We start from the raw sequence: 19,254 nt of genomic DNA on the forward strand, positions 1-19,254 counted from the left end.
TCCAAGCCCCCCAAGGCTCAGGTCGATGCTCCTGGAAGGCCTCCTGTCGAGGCTTGGGTGAAATCACGGGATTTGCTACACTGGCGGTGAGGTAACCGGGCAGATCGTTCAGATGGACGTGCCAGGACCAGAGCGCCGGCTCGCTGCGGTCCTCGCCGCCGACATGGTCGGCTATAGCCGCCTGATGGAGGCTGACGAGACGGGCACCCTTGCGCGCCTCAAAACCCATCGCATCGAGCTGATCGATCCGGCCATCGCCAAGAATCGCGGCCGCATCATCAAGACCACCGGCGACGGCCTGCTGGTCGAATTCCACAGCGTCGTCGATGCGGTGCTGTGCGCGGCCGAGGTCCAGAGCCGGATGGCGAAGCGCAACACCGACGTCGCGCCGGCGCGGTGGATGCAGTTTCGCATCGGCATCAATCTTGGCGACGTGATCGTTGACGGCGCCGATATCTTCGGCGACGGCGTCAACGTCGCGTCCCGTCTGGAGACGCTGGCCGAGCCCGGCGGCATTTGCATTTCCGGCGCGGTGCGCGATCAGGTCGGCGATCGCCTGGAAGATCTGAGCTTCGAGGATCTCGGCGACCAGACCGTCAAGAATATCGCGCGCCCGATCCGGGTTTTTCGCGTTCATCTCGAATCCGGTGCCAGGCCCGTTCCGGAGCACCCGAGTGCGGTGGCCGCCCCTGTCGTCGCCAAGAAGCCCTCCATCGCCGTGCTGCCGCTCGTCAACATGAGCGGCGATCCCGAGCAGGAATTCTTCGCCGACGGGCTCACCGAGGACATCATCACCGAGCTGTCGCGCTTCCACGATCTGCTGGTGATCTCGCGCAACTCGAGCTTCGTGTACAAGGGCAAGGCCGTGAAGGTGCAGGACGTCGCGAAGGAATTCGCCGTCGACTATGTGCTGGAAGGCAGCGTGCGGAAGGCGGGCGGCCGGATCCGCGTCACCGTGCAGCTGATCGACGCCGTGGCCGACCGGCACGTTTGGGCCGAACGCTACGACCGCGAGCTTGCCGACATCTTCGCGATCCAGGACGAGATGACGCGCGCGATCGTGGCGACCTTGCCGGGGCGCGTCGAGGCTGCCGCGCATGACCGCGTCAAGCGCAAGCCGACCGACAACATGGCGGCCTATGAATGCGTGCTTGCCGCCAAGGTGCTGCATCATCGCTCGGCACGGGACGACAACGCGGAGGCGCAACGCTTGCTCGAGCGGGCCATCGTGCTTGACCCAAACTATGCCCATGCCCACGCTTGGCGGGCCTGCGTGCTCGGCCAGACCTGGGTCTACAACTGGTGCACCGACCGCGACGCGACCATGGCGCAGGTCGCCGCAGAGCTCGAGATCGCGCTCAAGCTCGACGACAATGACAGTGACGTGCACCGGATCCTCGCCGCGCTGAACCTTAACCGCGACGACCACGACAAGGCGGCCTTCCACCAGGAGCGCGCGCTCGCGCTGAACCCGAACTACGACCTCGTCGTCGTGCAGCAGGGCGAGCTCCTGACCTGGCTCGGGCGGCCCGAGGAGGGCATCGACTGGATCAAGCGGGCGATGCGCCTCAATCCGTTCCATCCGGAGCGCTTCTGGAGTCATCTCGGCCGGGCCTGCTATTGCGCCGAGAAATACGCCGACGCCGTCGAGGCGTTCTCGCGCATCACGCGCCCCGACCACACCCATCATGCCTTCCTCGCGGCGACCTTCGCGCAGATGGGCAACACGGTGGCGGCCTCTGCCCACGCCGCCGAGGTGCTGAAGCGCGAACCGACCTTCTCGGTTGCCGCGCATCTGACAACCCAGCGCTACAAGTATGAGCCCGATCGGGCACGCTACGAGGCCGGCCTGCTCAAGGCAGGGCTGCCGGCCTGAAGGGGCGGAAAGCTATCTTGTCGGCAGAAGCGCGGCTCAGCGCAGCGAGGCGGTGCGGAGCACGAAGGACTGGGTCGTCAGGAGGGCGGTCGCCGAGCCCGAGAAGCGGTCGCAGGTCATGCCCATCATCGGATCTTCCGAGAAGGTCATGACGACGGCGGCCTGCGGCTTCACGAAATGAGCCCGCATCATGGTCATGTCGGTGTCGCCAAGCACCGTGGTCAGCATGGCATTGCTGGCGCTCGGCGCCAGCATCACCACGCGCATCCAGATATCGTTGCCCTTGGCAGCCGAGATCCGCGCGGAGGTGGTGATCACGCCCTGGCTCGGTGCGCCCTTGGCAACGACGGTGTTGATTTCGGTGCTAGGGACCGCACCATTGCGCGTCGGGCGCACGTTGCGCGGGATCGGCGCGGTCGCTGCGACGATGTTGGCCCGATCGACCGGCGAGGCCGCGGGCGCATAGGCCAGCGCCTTGTTGAAGTTTTCGGTTGTCGTGCTCGCAGTGGTCTGCGGATCGCTACCGCCGACCGCCTCGCGGGCCTTCAGCGCGGCAATCTGCGCCGCCGACGCCTGCTTCGGCGCCTCACCCTCGTCACCCCAGAAGCCGCGGGCATTGATGATGTCGGCAGGGGATTGCGGCGCGGTGTTCTCGGCTACCTGCACCACTTGCACCGCCGGCTTCGCCTTCGGCATCGGCACGAGCTGGGCGTCGGCGGCGGCGAGCTGGATGGCGGCGGCGAACTGCGGCTTGGCGCGCGGCAGCGGAACCGGATCGGCGGCTTTGGCGGGCGCGGCGGCAGCCACCACGGTGTTGGCGGCGGGCTTGTCGTTCACGCTGGCCGCGCCTTCGTCTTCATCGTCACTCGACTTGCCGCCACCGAACAGCTTCGCGAACAGGCTCGGCTTGCCGATGGTCGCGGCATCGTCACCATTGCCGCGGCGCTCGATATCGGCCTTGGCAAGCTCATAGCCCTTGAGCGGCGTGCCGTCGGTCGGGACATGGACGGTGCGGCCGTCGGGGAACACCCTGACCAGCTGATCGCGGGTCATGCGCGGCCAGTGGCGGATGCTGCCGGTGTCGAGATGGACGAACGGCGAGCCCGAGGTCGGATAGAAGCCGACGCCGCCGCGCTGCAGGCGGAGGCCGGCGTAGCGGATCTGCTCCAGCGGCACGCCCGGGATGAAGAAGTCCATCGCATGCCCCAGCATGTGCTGGCTGTGGCGCGCGACGCCCGAGGAGCGGCGGCGGAGCATGGCGTTGGTGGCAGGGGCGCGATAGGCGGAGATGATCTGGATCGGCTGCTTGCCGCCGACGTCGTTATAGACGTCCCACAGGATGTCGAAGAGGTGACGGTCCATCACCGTTTCATCCTGGGAACGCCAGTCGCGCAGGAAGTGGTTGAGCTGCTTCAGCGCGCCTTCGTCGTAGCGGCCCTCGCGCTTGAAGGTGACGGTGAGGTCTTCGCCGGAATGGGTGTGGTGGAAGGAGAGGGTGCGGGTCTGGTTCAGCGCGGTGGCATCGTGCACCGATCCTGCGCCCGCCAACAGCAATAGCGCAGTCAGGCCGACTTGGTATCCGGCCTTAGGCAACGACAGCGGATTGCAGCGGCGTGCGAAGACAGCCAGCACTATGAGCCCACCCAGTCGACGAGCGTTCGGTCGGCATCTTTCGCAGACCCCCTGCGGAAGACGGTGAACGCTTTCTTAAAGCGGGAGGGTTAACCGAGGTTTACCGACCCGCCCCCAAGTTAGGCTTAACTAACTGGGCGACTGTGGCAAAAGATAGCCCTGCTCCCCGGCCGAGACCCGAAATGGTTAACGTAAACGATCTCGCCTTTTGAGCGAGATCGTTGATTTTGCTTCAAAATTTATCCCAATCGGGCGGAAATGCAGATTAGCGGGTGATCACCCGGCGCTGCTGCTGGGCCTGCCCGCGACGGATCGGCTGCGGCTCCGGCTGTCCGAATCCTCCGAACAGGCGCTCGAAGAAGTTTGGTCCGGAGGAGCCAAAGCCGTTGTCGCCGGCGACATTGACGCCGGCGGGCAGGCTGCTGCTCGGCGGACGCGAGTAGCTCGGCTGGGCGTGCGCCACCACCGTCTCGAGATCCTTGCCGCGGTTGTTCCTGAGCAGCGACAGCATGCTGGCATCGCGGCCGTAAACGTCCCTGCGCAATTGCAGCTTGCCGGCATCGTCCACGAACGCGGTCTGGTAGGTGATGTTCACCGGGATCGGCGTCGGGAATTTCAGGTCGACCTCGCTCGAACCGTACATGCTGCGGATCCGCTCCGGCGTGTAGTGCTGGTTCGGCTCGGTAATGTTGAGCAGGACGGCGGCGTACTGATCGGGATTCTGCACGCGCATGCAGCCGTGGCTGAAAGCGCGCTCGTCCTTCGCGAACAGGTACTTGTCCGGCGTGTCGTGCTGATAGACCAGGAACTTGTTCGGGAAGTTGAAGCGGATGCGGCCGAGCGCGTTGGCTTCACCCGGCGGCTGCGAAATGTGGATCGAGCCGTCGCGGTTGCGCTCGAGCCTGAGGCCCATGCGCTGCAGCACCGTCGGATCCTGCTGCAGGGCCGGCAGATATTCGTTGTAGATGATCGACGGCGGCACGTTCCAGGTCGGATTGACCGTGATGTACTTCATCGTCTCGGTCAGAAGCGGCGTGGCATGCTGGCCGGGCTTTCCGGTGACGACGCGGGTGGTCCAGACCGGCGCGCCGTTCTGCATCACCTTCAGCGTGTAGTCCGGGATGTTGAGGATCACATAGGCATTGCCGACACTGGCGGCGCCGAGCTGGCGCGGCAGCCAGCGCCAGCGCTCCATGTTGACGATCACGGTGTCGATCTGCCGGTCGCGCTTCGGATTGTTCAGCGCCTTGACCGTGCGCTCGTCGAGAACGCCGGTCGGCTTGAGGTCGACGCTGCTCTGGAATTTCTCCACCGCCCGCGCGACCGTCGCGTCATACTTGGTGCTGTCGGCATCCTCGGTGATGCCGAGCTTGTTGCGCAGGTCCGGCACGCGCGGATCGTCCATCTCGACCGCAGCCTGCTTCTTGCGCGCCGGCAAATATTTCAGCGTCGGACCGTCCGCGATCGTGATGACCGGACCGTCGCCCTGGCCGCGCAGCTCGGCGAGCTTCTTCTTCAGCTCCTTGTAGAGCTTCTGCGGCGGGTTGTAGCCGTCGAGCGCGGCGGAGGCGTCCTTGGCGGAGGTCACATTGGCGAACACTTCCGCCGGATCGATCGGGTGCTCCGGATAGAGAATGTCCGCCGACACCTGCGACCAGTGCATGCGGCCGCTCTGGGCCTGGCGGGCGTAGTCCAGCATGCTGGCGGCGAGCTTCAGCTCGGCGTCGGCCAGCGCGTCCGGCGAGGTCGCCGCGGCGAAATCCGGCACCGGATAGTCTGATGCATCGAGGCCGTCGGCGGCCGCGTCCTTCAGGCGGGCGATGACGCCCTTGCCGGCGTCGGTCAGCTTGCCGGCCTTGGTGAACACCGGCGCGTATTCGCGAGCCGAATAGAACTTCTCGGCCGCTGCGCGCTCGTTCTTGCGGTCAAAGCTACGCAGCGACTTGCTGGCGAGCAGTTCGCGCACCTTGTCGGCAACCGGCTGGTCCTCGGCGGCGACGTTGCTCGCCGCCTTCGCCGGTTCGCCCGCCGGCGCTGCGGCGGTCGCGGGAGCAGGAGCTGTGGTCGGCGCCGCTGCCGTTGCAGGCGCGGGGCTTGCGGCAGGCGCGGTGGCCGTTGCAGGGGCGGGGGTGGCCGCCGCCGGCGCGACGGCGGTATCGGTCTTTGGCGCGTCGGCGGGCTTCGTCGCCGGCGCGGTTACGGCATCGGCGGGCTTCGGCTCGACGGCCTTTGCAGTCGCGCTCGGCTCTGCCGGCTTGGCGTCGACCGGCTTTGTCTCAGCAGGCTTGGCTTCGGTGGCATGCACATCCGCTGGCTTCACGTCGGCCGGCTTGGCTGCATCGGGCAGCGCGGCGGTGGTGTCGGCCTTGAAATCGCTTGCGGTGGGGGGCGGCACGTTGGCCGGTTCGGGGCGCGGGATCGCCGCGTCGATCGCGAGTTCCGAGGCGCTGGAGTGCGGCGTGTCCTGCGCGAAGGCCGCGGTCGCGGACACCGTGAGGAAGGTTGCCGCGACGGCCATCAATACGCGGTCAAATCCTCGACGGTTGTTCGAACAGTCACGCATCGTCACACCCCCTGGGTGAAACTGCCCCTCATCAAGCTGGAACAGTTCAAATCAGAATTTGGTTTCATAGCTTGCGCGAAAGCGCCGGCCTCTCGATCGACTCGCACGCCTGCACACAACGAACGCAGACGATACCTTTGCCCCTCTCATGCAGCCAGCGCCATGCGGGGCAACTCACGACAAACTGACCTCGAAGCAGCTGATTTCGCTCCGGGCTGTGCGTTTTTGCCACGCGGCACAGCCTTTGTCTGTCACCGCCACGACACGGTTCAAAAGGTTCCCTGGTGCGGCCTGTCGGCCTCGAGAGCTAAGTGGCGTCGCTTGCGCGCGCGCCGGCCGCAGCTTCGTCGAGCTTGCGATAGAGCGTCGAGCGGCCGATCTTGAGGCGGCGCGCGACCTCCGACATCTGTCCGCGATAATGCGAAATCGCAAAGCGGATGATCTCGTTCTCGAGATCTTCCAGGGGGCGCACCTCGCCCGCGGCATTGAGCATGGAAAGGCCGCCGGCGGTTGGCAGGGAGGCGGCAACCGGTATCTCATTACCGGAAATCATGGCGGGGGCCGTGGAAGGCGACACCACCAGCGGCTCGCCCTGCAGCGATTTGCCGTCCGGCGCCGGATGCGCCGTTCCTTGCGGGAAATCGGCGAGCCCGAGCTGGTCGCCATCGCTCATCACCACGGCGCGATACACCGTGTTCTCGAGCTGGCGGATGTTGCCCGGCCAGTCGAGCTGCGAGAGGTGAGCCATCGCCTCGCCGCTGATGCCGGTGATGTTGCGGTTCTCCTCGGCGCAGAATCGCGCCAGGAAATGCCGCAGCAGATGCGGGATGTCTTCGCGCCGCTGCCGCAGCGCCGGAATGGTCAGCGGCAGCACGTGCAGGCGATAGAACAGGTCCTCGCGGAACTGGCCGCCTTTCACGAGATCGAGCAGCTTGCGGTTGGTCGCCGAGATGATACGAACATCGACCTTGACCGGCTTGCGGCCGCCGACCGCCTCGACGGTGCCTTCCTGCAGCGCGCGCAGCAATTTCACCTGCGTGGCCAGCGGCAATTCGCCGACCTCGTCGAGGAACAGCGTGCCGCCATGCGCTTCGACGAACTTGCCCTGATGGCGCTCGGTGGCGCCGGTGAAGGCGCCCTTCTCGTGGCCGAACAGGATCGATTCGACGAGATTGTCCGGGATCGCGCCGCAATTCACCGCAACGAACGGCCTGGCCTTGCGCTCGCTGCTGCCGTGAATGGCGCGCGCGAACAGTTCCTTGCCGACGCCGGATTCGCCCTCGATCAGCACCGGGATCGTCGAGGACGCGGCCTTTTGCGCGGTGCGCAGCACCCCGGCCATCGCCTCGCTGCGGGTGATGATGTCGGAGAAGGTCAGCCGGCCCTCGCGGCTGTGGCGGATCCGCTGCAATTCGCCCTTCAGCGCCGAGGCGTTGAGGGCGTTGCGCAGGGAAACCTGCAGCCGCTCGAAGCCGACCGGCTTGACGACGAAATCCTGGGCACCGGCGCGCATCGCCGACACGACATTGTCGATGCCGCCATGCGCGGTCTGCACGATGACCGGGACGGTCAAACCAGCTTCACGAATTTTTGCGAGGACTCCAAGACCGTCGAGGCCCGGCATCACGAGGTCGAGCACGACGGCGTCAATCGCCTGCGTCTCGGATGCGGTCAGGGCCGCGATCGCCGCGTCGCCGCTGTCCACGACGAGGGGCTCATAGCCGCACTTCTGCACCATGTTTTCAACCAAACGGCGCTGTACTGCGTCGTCATCGGCGATCAAAATGGTGGCAGCCATGGTTTTCCCCGCACGCTACGTTTATTTGTCTCGAATCGGGGCAATGTCGCCGATGCCGATTAACGCACTCTTAAATGTTGCAAACCCGCATTCATTCCGCCGCCGCCGACATCTTTCCGACTGAACTAAGGTTACGAACAAGATGACCTCGCGCTCCAAAACTGCATCCAACAAGTCTGCCCTCAGCAAGGCCGCTCTTCGCAAGGAAGCCGCGTTGCGCAAAACGGCCGCGCAACGCAAATCGTCCGCAGGCGGTCCGGCGGCGAAAAAGGCAGCCAGCAAGACCGGCAAGCTTCCGGAATGGAATCTGGCAGATCTCTACTCCGGTATCGATGCGCCTGAGGTCGCACGCGACTTGCAGAAAATGGACGCAGATTGCGTCGCGTTTGAGACCGACTACAAGGGCAAGCTTGCCGAAAATACCGCCAAGGAAGGCGGCGGAAGGTGGCTGGCCGAGGCGATCAGGCGCTATGAGGCGATCGACGATTTGGCTGGCCGTCTCGGCTCTTACGCCGGCCTGGTCCATGCCGGCGACAGCGTCGATCCCGCGATCTCGAAATTCTACGGCGATGTCTCCGAGCGGCTGACCGCCGCGTCGGTGCATCTGTTGTTCTTCTCGCTCGAGCTCAATCGCGTCGACGACGACGTGATCGAGCGCGCGATGGCCGAACCCGAGCTCGGCCATTACCGGCCGTGGATCGAGGATCTGCGCAAGGACAAGCCGTACCAGCTCGAGGATCGCGTCGAGCAGCTGTTCCACGAAAAGGCGCAAAGCGGCTACGCGGCCTGGAACCGGCTGTTCGACCAGACCATCTCCGGTCTGCGTTTCAAGGTCGGCGGCAAGGAGCTCGCGATCGAGCCGACGCTGAACCTGCTGCAGGACAAGGCGGGGGACAAGCGCAAGGCTGCCGCGCAGGCGCTCGCCAAGACCTTCAAGGACAATGAGCGCAGCTTCGCGCTGATCACCAATACGCTCGCCAAGGACAAGGAAATCTCCGACCGCTGGCGCGGCTTCCAGGATGTCGCGGACTCCCGCCATCTCAACAACCGCGTCGAGCGCGAGGTGGTCGATGCGCTGGTCGCCTCGGTGCGCGCGGCCTATCCGAAGCTGTCGCACCGCTATTACGCGCTGAAGGCCGGCTGGTTCAAAAAGAAGAAGCTGCCGCACTGGGACCGTAACGCCCCGCTGCCGTTCGCGGCGACCGGCACCATCGCCTGGCCCGAGGCGCGCAACATGGTGCTGTCGGCCTATAGCGGCTTCTCGCCCAGGATGGCCGAGATCGCGGAGCGCTTCTTCAGCGATCGCTGGATCGATGCGCCGGTCCGTCCCGGCAAGGCGCCCGGTGCGTTCTCGCATCCGACCACGCCGTCGGCGCATCCCTATGTGCTGATGAACTATCAGGGCAAGCCGCGCGACGTGATGACGCTGGCGCACGAGCTCGGTCATGGCGTCCATCAGGTGCTGGCGGCGAAGAACGGCGCGCTGATGGCGCCGACGCCGCTGACGCTGGCGGAAACCGCAAGCGTGTTCGGCGAGATGCTGACCTTCAAGCGGCTATTGTCCCAGACCAGGAACGCCAAGCAGCGCCAGGCGCTGCTCGCGGGCAAGGTCGAGGACATGATCAATACCGTGGTGCGGCAGATCGCGTTCTATTCATTCGAGCGCGCGGTTCATACCGAGCGCAAGAACGGCGAACTCACCCCCGAGCGGATCGGCCAGATCTGGCTCAGCGTGCAGGGCGAGAGCCTGGGGCCGGCGATCGAGATCAAGCCGGGCTACGAGACGTTCTGGATGTACATTCCGCACTTCATCCACTCGCCGTTCTACGTCTATGCCTATGCGTTCGGCGATTGCCTCGTGAACTCGCTCTATGCGGTCTACGAGCACGCGTCCGAAGGCTTTGCGGAGCGCTATCTCGACATGCTCGCCGCCGGCGGCACCAAGCACTACTCCGAGCTGCTGCGGCCGTTCGGGCTCGATGCCAAGGACCCGAAATTCTGGGACGGCGGCCTGTCCGTCATCGCCGGCATGATCGACGAGCTGGAGGCGATGGGCTGAGGCCCATCGGCGTTCCGGCCGGGCCGGGCGGCAGCCGGTCCCGTGCCAGTTTCTTTCGGCGTTTTTTTGCGCCTGGCGGCATGATCGTTCCATGATGCCTGCGTTTGGGAGGCCAATCCTGCCGAGGGGCTGCCGCGGCGTCGTCGCTCGAACGTGGATCGGGGACGATTTGCGCTTCAAATCGCCCGATCGGGACCGCGCCGTTGCCCTGCCTATCCGTTTGCGGTAATGGCTCGCGGAGGAACGCGAATTTCTGACTGGGGACAGCGATGGCAGACCATAGCGAAGTGGCCTACACGACCGCCGACGGCAACGATTACGTGGCGCATGAGCAGACCTATGAAGGGTTTCTCATGCTGGTCAAATGGGGCACCATCAGCGTCGCCATTATTCTCGCCTTGATGGCCTATTTCCTGGTCTGATCCTTAGATCGGCTAGCGGCGCCGCCGTCCCGCGGCGGTGCCGGAATTGCTGTCGAAACCCGGATGTAAAAACCGGGTATCCAAATCTGGCGAAAATAACGCTAGTTTGAAGACGCGTGCGCCGCTCGCGCCGCCGGAGGGCCCATGAAGATTGCCGTTGCCAAGGAAATTGATCCGTCCGAGCCGCGGGTTGCGGCCTCGCCCGATACCGTGAAGAAGTTCAGGGCACTCGGCGCCGAGGTCGCGGTCGAGCCGGGCGCGGGCATCAAGTCGGGCCTTCCCGATTCGGAGTTCACCGCGGTTGGCGCCACCGTCAGCGCGGACGCGCTCAAGGACGCCGACATCATCATCAAGGTGAAGCGGCCGGAAGCCTCCGAACTTTCCAAATACAAGCGCGGCGCGCTGGTCATCGCGATCATGGATCCCTACGGCAACGAGGCCGCCCTGAAGGCGATGGCCGATGCCGGCGTGTCCGCCTTCGCGATGGAATTGATGCCGCGCATCACCCGCGCGCAGGTGATGGACGTCTTGTCCTCGCAGGCCAATCTGGCCGGCTACCGCGCCGTGATCGAGGGCGCCGAGGCGTTTGGCCGCGCCTTCCCGATGATGATGACCGCCGCCGGCACCGTTCCGGCCGCCAAGGTGTTCGTGATGGGCGTCGGCGTCGCCGGCCTGCAGGCGATCGCGACCGCGCGGCGGCTCGGGGCCGTCGTCACCGCGACCGACGTGCGCCCGGCCACCAAGGAACAGGTCGAATCGCTCGGCGCGAAATTCCTCGCCGTCGAGGACGAGGAATTCAAGAACGCGCAGACCGCCGGCGGCTACGCCAAGGAAATGTCCAAGGAGTACCAGGCCAAGCAGGCCGCGCTGACCGCCGAGCACATCAAGAAGCAGGACATCGTGATCACGACCGCGCTGATCCCGGGCCGTCCGGCACCAATGCTCGTCACCGGCGAGATGGTGAAATCGATGAAGCCCGGCTCGGTGCTGGTCGATCTCGCGGTCGAGCGCGGCGGCAATGTCGAGGGCGCGAGGCCCGGCGAAGTGGTCGAGACCGATGGCATCAAGATCGTCGGCTACACCAATGTCGCCGGCCGCGTCGCAGCGTCGGCCTCGGGGCTCTACGCGCGCAACCTGTTCTCGTTCATCGAGACGATGGTCGACAAGGCCAACAAGGCGCTCGCGGTCAATTGGGACGACGAGCTGGTGAAGGCCACTGCGCTGACCAAGGACGGCGCCGTCATCCATCCCAACTTCCAGCCGAAGTAAGGAGAGAAGCCATGGAGCATCTCGCGCAGGCCGTCGATCCGTTCGTGTTCCGGCTGTCGATTTTCGTGCTCGCCGTGTTTGTCGGCTATTTCGTGGTGTGGTCGGTGACGCCGGCGCTGCATACGCCGCTGATGAGCGTGACCAACGCGATCTCGTCGGTGATCGTGGTCGGCGCGCTGCTTGCGGTCGGCGTCGGCATGGTCTCGAGCGGTTCGGGCTGGGCCCGCGGCTTCGGCTTCGTCGCGCTGATCTTCGCCTGCGTGAACATCTTCGGCGGCTTCCTGGTCACCCAGCGCATGCTCGCGATGTACAAGAAGAAAGCCAAGTGAGCGGCAATCACCTCGGGGTGATGAGGATTTTGGGGGACCTGAGATGAGCGCCAATCTCTCTGCACTGTTGTATCTCGTGGCGGGGGTGCTGTTCATCCTGTCGCTGCGCGGCCTGTCGAGCCCGGCGTCGTCGCGCCAGGGCAACATGTTCGGCATGATCGGCATGGCGATCGCCGTCGGCACCACGCTGGCGAGCCATCCGCCGGCCGACGGCGTGGCCTGGGTGCTGGTCATCCTCGCGGTCGCGATCGGCGGCGGCATCGGCGCCGTCATCGCGCGCCGGGTGCCGATGACCTCGATGCCCGAGCTCGTCGCCGCGTTCCACTCGCTGGTCGGCATGGCCGCGGTGCTGGTCGCCGCCGGTGCGTTCTATGCGCCCGAGGCGTTCGACATCGGCACGCCCGGCCACATCCATCCGCAGAGCCTGGTCGAGATGTCGCTCGGCGTCGCGATCGGCGCGCTGACCTTCACCGGCTCGGTGATCGCGTTCCTGAAGCTGTCGGCACGGATGAGCGGCGCGCCGATCATCCTGCCGTTCCGCCACGTCATCAACATCGTGCTGGCGCTGGCGCTGGTGTTCTTCATCGTCGGCCTCGTGATGAGCGGCAGCGCGCTCGACTTCTGGCTGATCACCATCATCGCGCTGGCGCTCGGCGTGCTGATGATCATCCCGATCGGCGGCGCCGACATGCCGGTCGTGATCTCGATGCTGAACTCCTATTCCGGCTGGGCCGCGGCCGGCATCGGCTTCACGCTGGGCAATTCGGCACTGATCATCACCGGTGCGCTGGTCGGCTCCTCCGGCGCGATCCTGTCCTACATCATGTGCCACGCGATGAACCGCTCGTTCATCTCGGTGATCCTCGGCGGCTTCGGCGGCGAGACTGCCGCAGCCGGCGGCGGCTCGGGCGAGCAGAAGCCCGCCAAGCTCGGCTCGGCGGATGACGCCGCCTTCATTATGAAGAACGCCTCCAAAGTCATCATCGTGCCCGGCTACGGCATGGCGGTGGCGCAGGCCCAGCACGCGCTGCGCGAGATGGCCGACATCCTGAAGAAGGAAGGCGTCGAGGTGAAATACGCCATTCACCCGGTGGCGGGCCGCATGCCCGGCCACATGAACGTGCTGCTGGCCGAAGCCAACGTGCCCTATGACGAGGTGTTCGAGCTCGAGGACATCAACTCGGAGTTCGCCCAGGCCGACATCGCTTTCGTGATCGGCGCCAACGACGTCACCAACCCGGCGGCGGAAGAGGACAAGACCTCGCCGATCTACGGCATGCCGGTGCTGCAGGTCTGGAAGGCCGGCACCGTGATGTTCATCAAGCGCTCGCTCGCCTCGGGCTATGCCGGCATCGACAACCCGCTATTCTACCGCGACAACACCATGATGTTGCTCGGCGACGCCAAGAAGGTCACCGAGAACATCGTCAAGGCGATGTAAGGCGGTAGCGATGGCGCTGAACCGGGAGTGGCATCGAGCGCATCGCATGCCGCCCCGGGCGACGCGCGAGCAGCGCATCAAGTGGCACGTCGCGCATGCGGCGGCATGCGCGTACCGGCCGGTCCCCGACAGCATCAAGGCGGACGTCGAGAAGCTGCTCAAGCTCCACGGCAAGACATAGCCGCGGCCACCGCTGATGGCACTGGCACTCGCAATCCTGAAATGGTTCCTGATCGCCGCGGTCGTCGTCTATCTCGGCGGGCTCGCGGTGCTCTACGTCAAGCAGCGCGAGCTGCTGTTTCCGATCCCGCCGGTCGGACGGACTGCGCCGGCAGCCGCGGGCCTTCCCGAAGCGGAAGAGCATGTCCTGACCACGGGCGACGGCGAGAAGGTCATCGTCTGGCACGTGCCGGCGAAGCCGGGCCGGCCCGTCGCGCTGTTCTTTCATGGCAACGGCGATTTCCTTGCCGGGCGCGTGGCGCGCTTCAAGGCCATCACGGCCGACGGCACCGGGCTGGTGGCGCTGTCCTTTCGGGGTTACGCAGGGTCGAGCGGGTCTCCGAGCGAGCAAGGACTGCTGCAGGACGCCGCAGCGGCTTACGCCTTCACCATCGCGCGCTACCGCGCCGAGCAGATCGTGGCCTGGGGTTTCTCGCTCGGCAGCGGCGTTGCGGTCGCGCTCGCCGCCGAACATCCGCTCGGCAAGCTGATCCTCGAGGCGCCGTATACGTCGACGGCCGACGTCGCCGGCGCGCATTTCTGGTATGTGCCGGTCAGCCTCCTGATGCGCGATCAATTCCACTCCGACCGGCTCATCGCGCAGGTCAAGGCGCCGCTCCTGATCATGCATGGCACCGACGATCCGGTGATCCCGATTCGCTTCGGCGAGCGCCTGTTCGATCTCGCCCATGAGCCCAAGCAATTCGTGCGACTGCCCGGTGGCGGGCACGACAATCTCGACGATTTCGGTGCGACGGCGACGGCGCGGCGGTTTATCGGCGCCGCAAGAGGCTGACGGCGGCGATTGTCTGTCGCATAATCGCGCCACCGAAGTGAGGGGACCCCACGATGAGTGCACACGGACCGATGCCGCGGTCGGCCTGGCTGTATCCCGTTCTGGCGGTGCTGTTGTTTGCCGCGGTCACGGCCACCGGCTACAGCTTCGCACCATCGGCCGGGGGCTGGGTGTTTGCGGCGGTGCTGCTGGTCATTCTGTTCGGCACCGTGTTCGCGGCGGTCCACCATGCCGAGATGATCGCCGAGCGGATCGGCGAGCCGTTCGGCACATTGCTGCTGACGCTCGCGGTGACGATCATCGAGGTGGCGCTGATCTCGACCATCATGCTGGGCGAAACGCCGGCGCCGACGCTGGCCCGCGACACGGTGTTTGCGGTGGTGATGATCGTCTGCAACGGCCTGGTCGGGCTCTGCATCTTCATCGGCGGCCTGCGCTACAAGGAGCAGGATTTCCAGATCACCGGGGCGAACCTTTACCTCAGCGTGCTGTTCGTGCTCGCGACCATCACGCTCGATATGCCCAATTTCACGCTGACCTCTCCGGGCCCGGTGTTTTCCACGGCCCAGCTCGCCGTGGTCAGCATAGTGACCGTGCTGCTCTATGCGGTGTTCCTCTACACCCAGACCATCCGTCACCGCGATTATTTCGTCAGCGGCGCCAATGAGGCAGCGGCGCATGGCGAGGTGATGTCGGACCGCATGACGGCGATCAGCGTTGCACTGCTGCTGGTCTCGCTGCTGGCGGTGGTGCTGCTGGCGAAGAAATTCTCGCTGGTGGTCGATGTCGTTACCGTCAAGATCGGCGCGCCGCCGGCCTTTGCCGGCCTGGTGGTGGCGGCCCTGATCCTGTTGCCGGAGAGCGTTGCCGCTGTGTCGGCGGCGCGCAAGAACGACCTGCAGAAGAGCATCAACCTTGCGCTCGGCTCGTCGATCGCCACCATCGGGCTTACGGTTCCCGCGGTGGCCGTAGCCGCCTATGCGCTCGACAAGCAATTGGTGCTCGGGCTCAGCAACCAGCATATGCTGATCCTGCTGCTCACCTTCATGGTCAGCATGCTCACCTTCGGAACCGGCCGCACCAACATCCTGTTCGGGCTGGTTCACATGGTGGTGTTCGCCGTGTTCGTGTTCATGGTTTTCGTGCCGTAGAGCATGATCCGCTTAAAAAAAATTGGAGAAAATGACGATGCTCAGTGCCAAATCGGATGTGCAGGTGGATACGGCGGAAGTCCGGGTGACCGAATGGCGCCTCGCGCCGGGCAGCGCCACCGGCCACCACACCCATGAGATGGACTATGTCATCGTTCCGATCACGGCGGGCGAGATGACGATCGTGGCGTCGAACGGCGAGCGCTCGAAGGCGCAGCTCGGAGCCGGCAAATCCTATTTCCGCAAGGCCGGGGTCCAGCACGACGTGCTCAACGAGACGGCCAGCGAGATCGTGTTCCTCGAGGTCGAACTCAAGCCCTGACGCGGCGCGAGAACCAAGCAAGGAACCCTGCACCCGCCGAATGGCAGGTCCGAGCCGGCGCGGCTGTGGAAATTCATAACCCGTTAACGGCTGCGCGATGATCTAGCAGGCGGATGCGGCCTGCGCAGGGGACGCCTCCGGCTGAAACCAAAGCGACACCAAAGGTGACGTCGGAACGGGGTTTTGCCACCGATCCGACGCAGTTGATCCCTGAATGTGCCTCAAAGTTCCAGCATGTAGTAGCGGGGTGGGGAGTGGCAGGTCATGCTGAGTTACCTGAAGAAATTCGTGATGGACATCTTACCCTCGGTGGCAGCGACCATCATCGGGGCATACATCGTTAATCACTACATCGTGGCCAAGCCGGAAGCACCGTCAGCCGCAGCCTTGACCGCCGCAGTCGATCCCAAGGTAAATTCCAAGGCAGATCCGAAAGCCGCCGCCAAGCCCGCCACCGTCGTCAGCAGCCTCCCCGAAGCCGGTGTGAAGGCCAAGGGCATGTCCGAGCGCACGCTGATTGAGCGGTCGGCGTCCGAGAAGGCCACCGTCACCGAGAAGCCTGCCGAGAAATCGGCCGAACCCAAATCGGCCGACGCAAAGCCTGACGCGCCGGCAGATACCGCCAGCATCCCCGCCGACACCCGCCATCACCCGGCGGCGCCGAAGGCGGTCGCGAAGGTCGCGCCCGCCGCGCCGCAGCCGGCCGCGCCCGCGACGTCAGCCGCGCCGGTCGAGGCTGCTGTGACGCCCGAGGAAAGCCGCGACGCCAACGACCTCGCACGCGCCGCCATCGAGCGGCTGCGCAAGGAGCGTCCGCAGGAGGCGGCGCGGTCCCAGGATGCCACGCGCACCGATCTCGCCCGCCTGCCTGAGGCGCAGCGTCCGGCAGCCACGTCGGCGATCCGGCCGTTGCCGCCGCCGATCATGGTGTCGAGCCCGTCCACTGACAATGTCGATCAATCCTCGCAGCCGCGTCCGCCCTATGCCGCCGGCGGCCAGGATTCCAACCGGCTGACGCCGCCGGCCGACATTCCGGTCCCGGTGGTGCAGGCCCCGCTCGACCTGCGCGCCGAGGCGATCATGCCGGCGCAGAAGAACGAGCGCACGTCGGTGACCGACGACATGTTCTCCGGCATGAAGTCGATGTTCCACGCCGTCCTGCCGAAGTAGCCGCAGCGCCGCTCGATCGTTTCTGACGGATTGTCTTCACGCCAAGGGCTAGCCGCCGGTGCGCGCCAGCCCGCTGCGCGCATTGCCGTCGCCTGGCCGCAGCGCGAGCGCGCGATTGTAGGACGCCGCCGCCTTGGCCTTGTCGCCGAGCCGCTCATAGGCCTGGCCGCGCGTGCTCCACGCCCCAACATTGCCGGGATCGGCCTGCACGGCCTCGTCGAGATCGCTGGCGGCCTGCTTGGCCTTGTCGAGCGCGAGGTAGCTGGTGGCACGGCCGACCAGGGGCTCGGCCCTCTGCGGCGACAGCCCGCTGGCTGCCGTGAAATCGTCGATCGCCTGCTGATGCTGTCCGCGGCCCTGATAGATCAGGGCGCGGCCGTAGAGCGCCTGGATGTTGTAAGGGTCGGCCGCCAGCGACTGTTCGAACTCCGCCATCGCCTCGTCGAGCTTGCCGGAGCGCGCCAGCGCCTGCGCACGCGTGGTGTGATCCTTGGCGCTGTTGACGTCTTGCGGGGTGATGGTGTCGGCGGCGGGCTTGTCGGCGGTGGCAGCGGGCTTCGGCTTGTCGTCCGAGGAGCCCCATGAACCGAGGTCGAAGGAGCAGCCTGCGAGCGGCAGGCCGAGAAGCACTGCAATGATGACGAGATGCGGCGCGCAACGGCGCTGCGCGGGTCCTGGAAAGGGCGGGCGGGCTACCGGATCAGCCGTCATGCAAAATGCTCTTGCCGGTCGTTTTGCATGGGTACCCCGGAACGCGGCGTGCTTCAAAACGACAACGCGGGCCCGTGGCCCGCGCTGTTAGACTTCCATATCGGCAAAACGGTTCAGCGAGGGCCGCGACCGGCGCCTGCACCGCCCGGACGGCCGCCGCGGTCGCCACCGGGGCCAGCGCCGAACACCGGCTTCGGCTTCATCGGCAGCAGGCCTTCGCGCTGCAGCTTCTTGCGCGCCAGCTTGCGCGCGCGGCGCACGGCTTCGGCCTTTTCGCGAGCCTTCTTCTCAGACGGCTTTTCGTAGTGACCGCGGAGCTTCATCTCGCGGAAAATGCCCTCGCGCTGCATCTTCTTCTTCAGCGCCTTCAGGGCTTGGTCGACATTGTTATCGCGGACGAGAACCTGCACGCGGCATCCTCTTTTGAATTGATCGGTTCGGAATTCTGGCGAGGTGAAGGGACGGCAAAAGGCCTGCCTCTTAACCCTAGGCGCGCGCATGTATCAGACAAACGCGCAGATGTCCACCGGTCGAGTGACTTTCGGGCCTAGTAAAGCCACGAAATAGGGCGAAAATGCCATTGTGCGGCCCTGATTTGGGTGGTTTGGCGCCCAGATGAGGGCCGCTCCCGGCGTTTTGGATAACCCGGACATTGGAAATAGGGGAGATGCGAGATGGAGATGAAGAAATACGCTGCCGAGGCCATCGGTACGTTCTGGCTCACATTCGCTGGTTGCGGCAGCGCGGTGATCGCGGCCGGCTTTCCGCAGGTCGGGATCGGCCTGGTCGGCGTGTCACTGGCCTTCGGGCTGAGCGTGGTGACCATGGCCTATGCGATCGGCCATATCTCGGGTTGCCACCTCAACCCGGCGGTGACGGTCGGGCTCGCCGCGGGTGGGCGTTTCCCGGGCGGCCAGGTGCTGCCCTACATCATCGCGCAGGTTGTGGGCGCAATCATCGCGGCCTGGCTGCTCTATGTGATCGCGAGCGGCGCGCCCGGCTTCGATGTCAGCAAGGGCTTTGCCTCCAACGGCTATGACGCGCACTCACCCGGCCAGTACAACATGGTGGTGTGCTTCATCACCGAGGTGGTGATGACCATGATGTTCCTGTTCATCATCATGGGATCGACCCATGGCAAGGCACCCGCCGGCTTCGCACCGCTCGCCATCGGCCTCGCGCTGGTGATGATCCATCTCGTCAGCATTCCCGTCACCAACACCTCGGTGAATCCGGCGCGCAGCACCGGGCCGGCGCTGTTCGTCGGCGGCTGGGCGCTGGGGCAGCTCTGGCTGTTCTGGGTCGCACCCCTGATCGGCGGTGCGCTCGGCGGCGTGATCTATCGCTGGCTCAGCGACGAGCCGACCGGCATCGTCGCCGGCGCGAAGACGGCGTGATCGGCGAGAGCGTTTTCGAGCTAAGTGGACGCCGGTTCGCGTGAAGAAAACGGGTAAACAAAAATCCAGAGCATCGGTTCTGATTCAATCAGAACCGTT

Annotated in this window: 17 protein-coding genes; 12 read left to right on the plus strand and 5 right to left on the minus strand. The window is 65.4% G+C overall.

Annotation, left to right across the window (positions count from 1 at the left end):
* The first annotated feature begins 112 nt into the window (after positions 1-112).
* Entirely contained in the window at positions 113-1,876 is a 1,764-nt protein-coding gene (locus J2R80_RS12170; RefSeq protein ID WP_057018127.1) for an adenylate/guanylate cyclase domain-containing protein, read from the plus strand.
* Between the two features lie 36 nt (positions 1,877-1,912).
* On the opposite strand, the gene J2R80_RS12175 is transcribed toward J2R80_RS12170, so the two are convergent.
* The 3 genes from J2R80_RS12175 to J2R80_RS12185 form a co-directional block, all read right to left on the minus strand.
* The gene (locus J2R80_RS12175) at positions 1,913-3,508 is read right to left on the minus strand and encodes a DUF882 domain-containing protein (protein ID WP_168855430.1); all 1,596 of its coding nucleotides are present in this window, start codon (positions 3,506-3,508) and stop codon (positions 1,913-1,915) included.
* A 265-nt stretch (positions 3,509-3,773) separates the two neighbouring features.
* Positions 3,774-6,071 carry a murein L,D-transpeptidase gene (locus tag J2R80_RS12180; RefSeq protein WP_253638610.1) on the minus strand — a complete coding sequence of 766 codons (2,298 nt, stop codon included), beginning with the start codon at positions 6,069-6,071 and terminating at the stop codon, positions 3,774-3,776.
* 307 nt (positions 6,072-6,378) lie between these two features.
* Positions 6,379-7,869 (minus strand): sigma-54 dependent transcriptional regulator, encoded by a 1,491-nt coding sequence (locus J2R80_RS12185; protein WP_253638611.1) that lies wholly within the window; start codon positions 7,867-7,869, stop codon positions 6,379-6,381.
* Positions 7,870-8,011: 142 nt separating this feature from the next.
* Here J2R80_RS12185 and J2R80_RS12190 point away from each other — a divergent pair, with 142 nt between their 5' ends.
* From J2R80_RS12190 to J2R80_RS12235, 10 genes are all read left to right on the plus strand, one after another.
* Positions 8,012-9,928, plus strand: a complete 1,917-nt coding sequence (locus J2R80_RS12190) for a M3 family oligoendopeptidase (RefSeq protein ID WP_253638612.1) — start codon at positions 8,012-8,014, stop codon at positions 9,926-9,928.
* Positions 9,929-10,197: 269 nt separating this feature from the next.
* A complete protein-coding gene (locus tag J2R80_RS12195) occupies positions 10,198-10,350 on the plus strand; it encodes an aa3-type cytochrome c oxidase subunit IV (protein ID WP_092080774.1) in 153 nt (50 codons plus the stop codon).
* Positions 10,351-10,494: 144 nt separating this feature from the next.
* Complete coding sequence (locus J2R80_RS12200; protein ID WP_229192827.1) at positions 10,495-11,619, plus strand: Re/Si-specific NAD(P)(+) transhydrogenase subunit alpha; 1,125 nt, start codon at positions 10,495-10,497, stop codon at positions 11,617-11,619.
* 11 nt (positions 11,620-11,630) lie between these two features.
* On the plus strand, positions 11,631-11,948 hold the full coding sequence (locus J2R80_RS12205; RefSeq protein WP_016841609.1) for a proton-translocating transhydrogenase family protein: 318 nt from the start codon (positions 11,631-11,633) through the stop codon (positions 11,946-11,948).
* Between the two features lie 43 nt (positions 11,949-11,991).
* On the plus strand, positions 11,992-13,389 hold the full coding sequence (locus J2R80_RS12210) for an NAD(P)(+) transhydrogenase (Re/Si-specific) subunit beta (protein ID WP_253638613.1): 1,398 nt from the start codon (positions 11,992-11,994) through the stop codon (positions 13,387-13,389).
* Between the two features lie 10 nt (positions 13,390-13,399).
* On the plus strand, positions 13,400-13,570 hold the full coding sequence (locus J2R80_RS12215) for a hypothetical protein (protein WP_253638614.1): 171 nt from the start codon (positions 13,400-13,402) through the stop codon (positions 13,568-13,570).
* Between the two features lie 15 nt (positions 13,571-13,585).
* Complete coding sequence (locus J2R80_RS12220) at positions 13,586-14,404, plus strand: alpha/beta hydrolase (RefSeq protein WP_253638615.1); 819 nt, start codon at positions 13,586-13,588, stop codon at positions 14,402-14,404.
* Between the two features lie 53 nt (positions 14,405-14,457).
* Positions 14,458-15,555 (plus strand): calcium:proton antiporter, encoded by a 1,098-nt coding sequence (locus J2R80_RS12225; RefSeq protein ID WP_057019011.1) that lies wholly within the window; start codon positions 14,458-14,460, stop codon positions 15,553-15,555.
* Between the two features lie 37 nt (positions 15,556-15,592).
* Positions 15,593-15,877, plus strand: coding sequence for a cupin domain-containing protein (locus J2R80_RS12230; protein WP_253638616.1), 285 nt, complete (start codon positions 15,593-15,595; stop codon positions 15,875-15,877).
* 264 nt (positions 15,878-16,141) lie between these two features.
* Positions 16,142-17,047 carry a hypothetical protein gene (locus J2R80_RS12235; RefSeq protein ID WP_253638617.1) on the plus strand — a complete coding sequence of 302 codons (906 nt, stop codon included), beginning with the start codon at positions 16,142-16,144 and terminating at the stop codon, positions 17,045-17,047.
* Positions 17,048-17,095: 48 nt separating this feature from the next.
* Here the strand turns inward: J2R80_RS12235 and J2R80_RS12240 are convergent, their stop codons facing one another.
* Together J2R80_RS12240 and rpsU are read right to left on the minus strand one after the other, a co-directional pair.
* Complete coding sequence (locus J2R80_RS12240) at positions 17,096-17,758, minus strand: tetratricopeptide repeat protein (protein ID WP_253638618.1); 663 nt, start codon at positions 17,756-17,758, stop codon at positions 17,096-17,098.
* A gap of 113 nt (positions 17,759-17,871) precedes the next feature.
* Positions 17,872-18,168 carry a 30S ribosomal protein S21 gene (rpsU, locus tag J2R80_RS12245; protein WP_021078544.1) on the minus strand — a complete coding sequence of 99 codons (297 nt, stop codon included), beginning with the start codon at positions 18,166-18,168 and terminating at the stop codon, positions 17,872-17,874.
* A gap of 264 nt (positions 18,169-18,432) precedes the next feature.
* Between rpsU and aqpZ the strand changes: the two genes are divergently transcribed.
* Positions 18,433-19,155, plus strand: a complete 723-nt coding sequence (gene aqpZ, locus J2R80_RS12250) for an aquaporin Z (protein ID WP_057019013.1) — start codon at positions 18,433-18,435, stop codon at positions 19,153-19,155.
* Positions 19,156-19,254: the final 99 nt, after the last annotated feature.

This window comes from Bradyrhizobium sp. USDA 4541, assembly GCF_024171085.1.
Lineage (GTDB): Bacteria > Pseudomonadota > Alphaproteobacteria > Rhizobiales > Xanthobacteraceae > Bradyrhizobium > Bradyrhizobium australafricanum.

Bases quoted from the DNA above. Each gene is read 5' to 3' on its own strand.
- J2R80_RS12195 (WP_092080774.1), top strand. From the start codon at position 10,198: ATGGCAGACCATAGCGAAGTGGCCTACACGACCGCCGACGGCAACGAT.
- J2R80_RS12220 (WP_253638615.1), top strand. From the start codon at position 13,586: ATGGCACTGGCACTCGCAATCCTGAAATGGTTCCTGATCGCCGCGGTC.
- J2R80_RS12185 (WP_253638611.1), bottom strand. From the start codon at position 7,869: ATGGCTGCCACCATTTTGATCGCCGATGACGACGCAGTACAGCGCCGT.
- J2R80_RS12210 (WP_253638613.1), top strand. From the start codon at position 11,992: ATGAGCGCCAATCTCTCTGCACTGTTGTATCTCGTGGCGGGGGTGCTG.
- J2R80_RS12240 (WP_253638618.1), bottom strand. From the start codon at position 17,758: ATGACGGCTGATCCGGTAGCCCGCCCGCCCTTTCCAGGACCCGCGCAG.
- J2R80_RS12200 (WP_229192827.1), top strand. From the start codon at position 10,495: ATGAAGATTGCCGTTGCCAAGGAAATTGATCCGTCCGAGCCGCGGGTT.
- J2R80_RS12230 (WP_253638616.1), top strand. From the start codon at position 15,593: ATGCTCAGTGCCAAATCGGATGTGCAGGTGGATACGGCGGAAGTCCGG.
- J2R80_RS12180 (WP_253638610.1), bottom strand. From the start codon at position 6,071: ATGCGTGACTGTTCGAACAACCGTCGAGGATTTGACCGCGTATTGATG.
- J2R80_RS12215 (WP_253638614.1), top strand. From the start codon at position 13,400: ATGGCGCTGAACCGGGAGTGGCATCGAGCGCATCGCATGCCGCCCCGG.
- aqpZ (WP_057019013.1), top strand. From the start codon at position 18,433: ATGGAGATGAAGAAATACGCTGCCGAGGCCATCGGTACGTTCTGGCTC.
- J2R80_RS12170 (WP_057018127.1), top strand. From the start codon at position 113: ATGGACGTGCCAGGACCAGAGCGCCGGCTCGCTGCGGTCCTCGCCGCC.
- J2R80_RS12205 (WP_016841609.1), top strand. From the start codon at position 11,631: ATGGAGCATCTCGCGCAGGCCGTCGATCCGTTCGTGTTCCGGCTGTCG.
- J2R80_RS12190 (WP_253638612.1), top strand. From the start codon at position 8,012: ATGACCTCGCGCTCCAAAACTGCATCCAACAAGTCTGCCCTCAGCAAG.
- J2R80_RS12235 (WP_253638617.1), top strand. From the start codon at position 16,142: ATGCTGAGTTACCTGAAGAAATTCGTGATGGACATCTTACCCTCGGTG.
- J2R80_RS12225 (WP_057019011.1), top strand. From the start codon at position 14,458: ATGAGTGCACACGGACCGATGCCGCGGTCGGCCTGGCTGTATCCCGTT.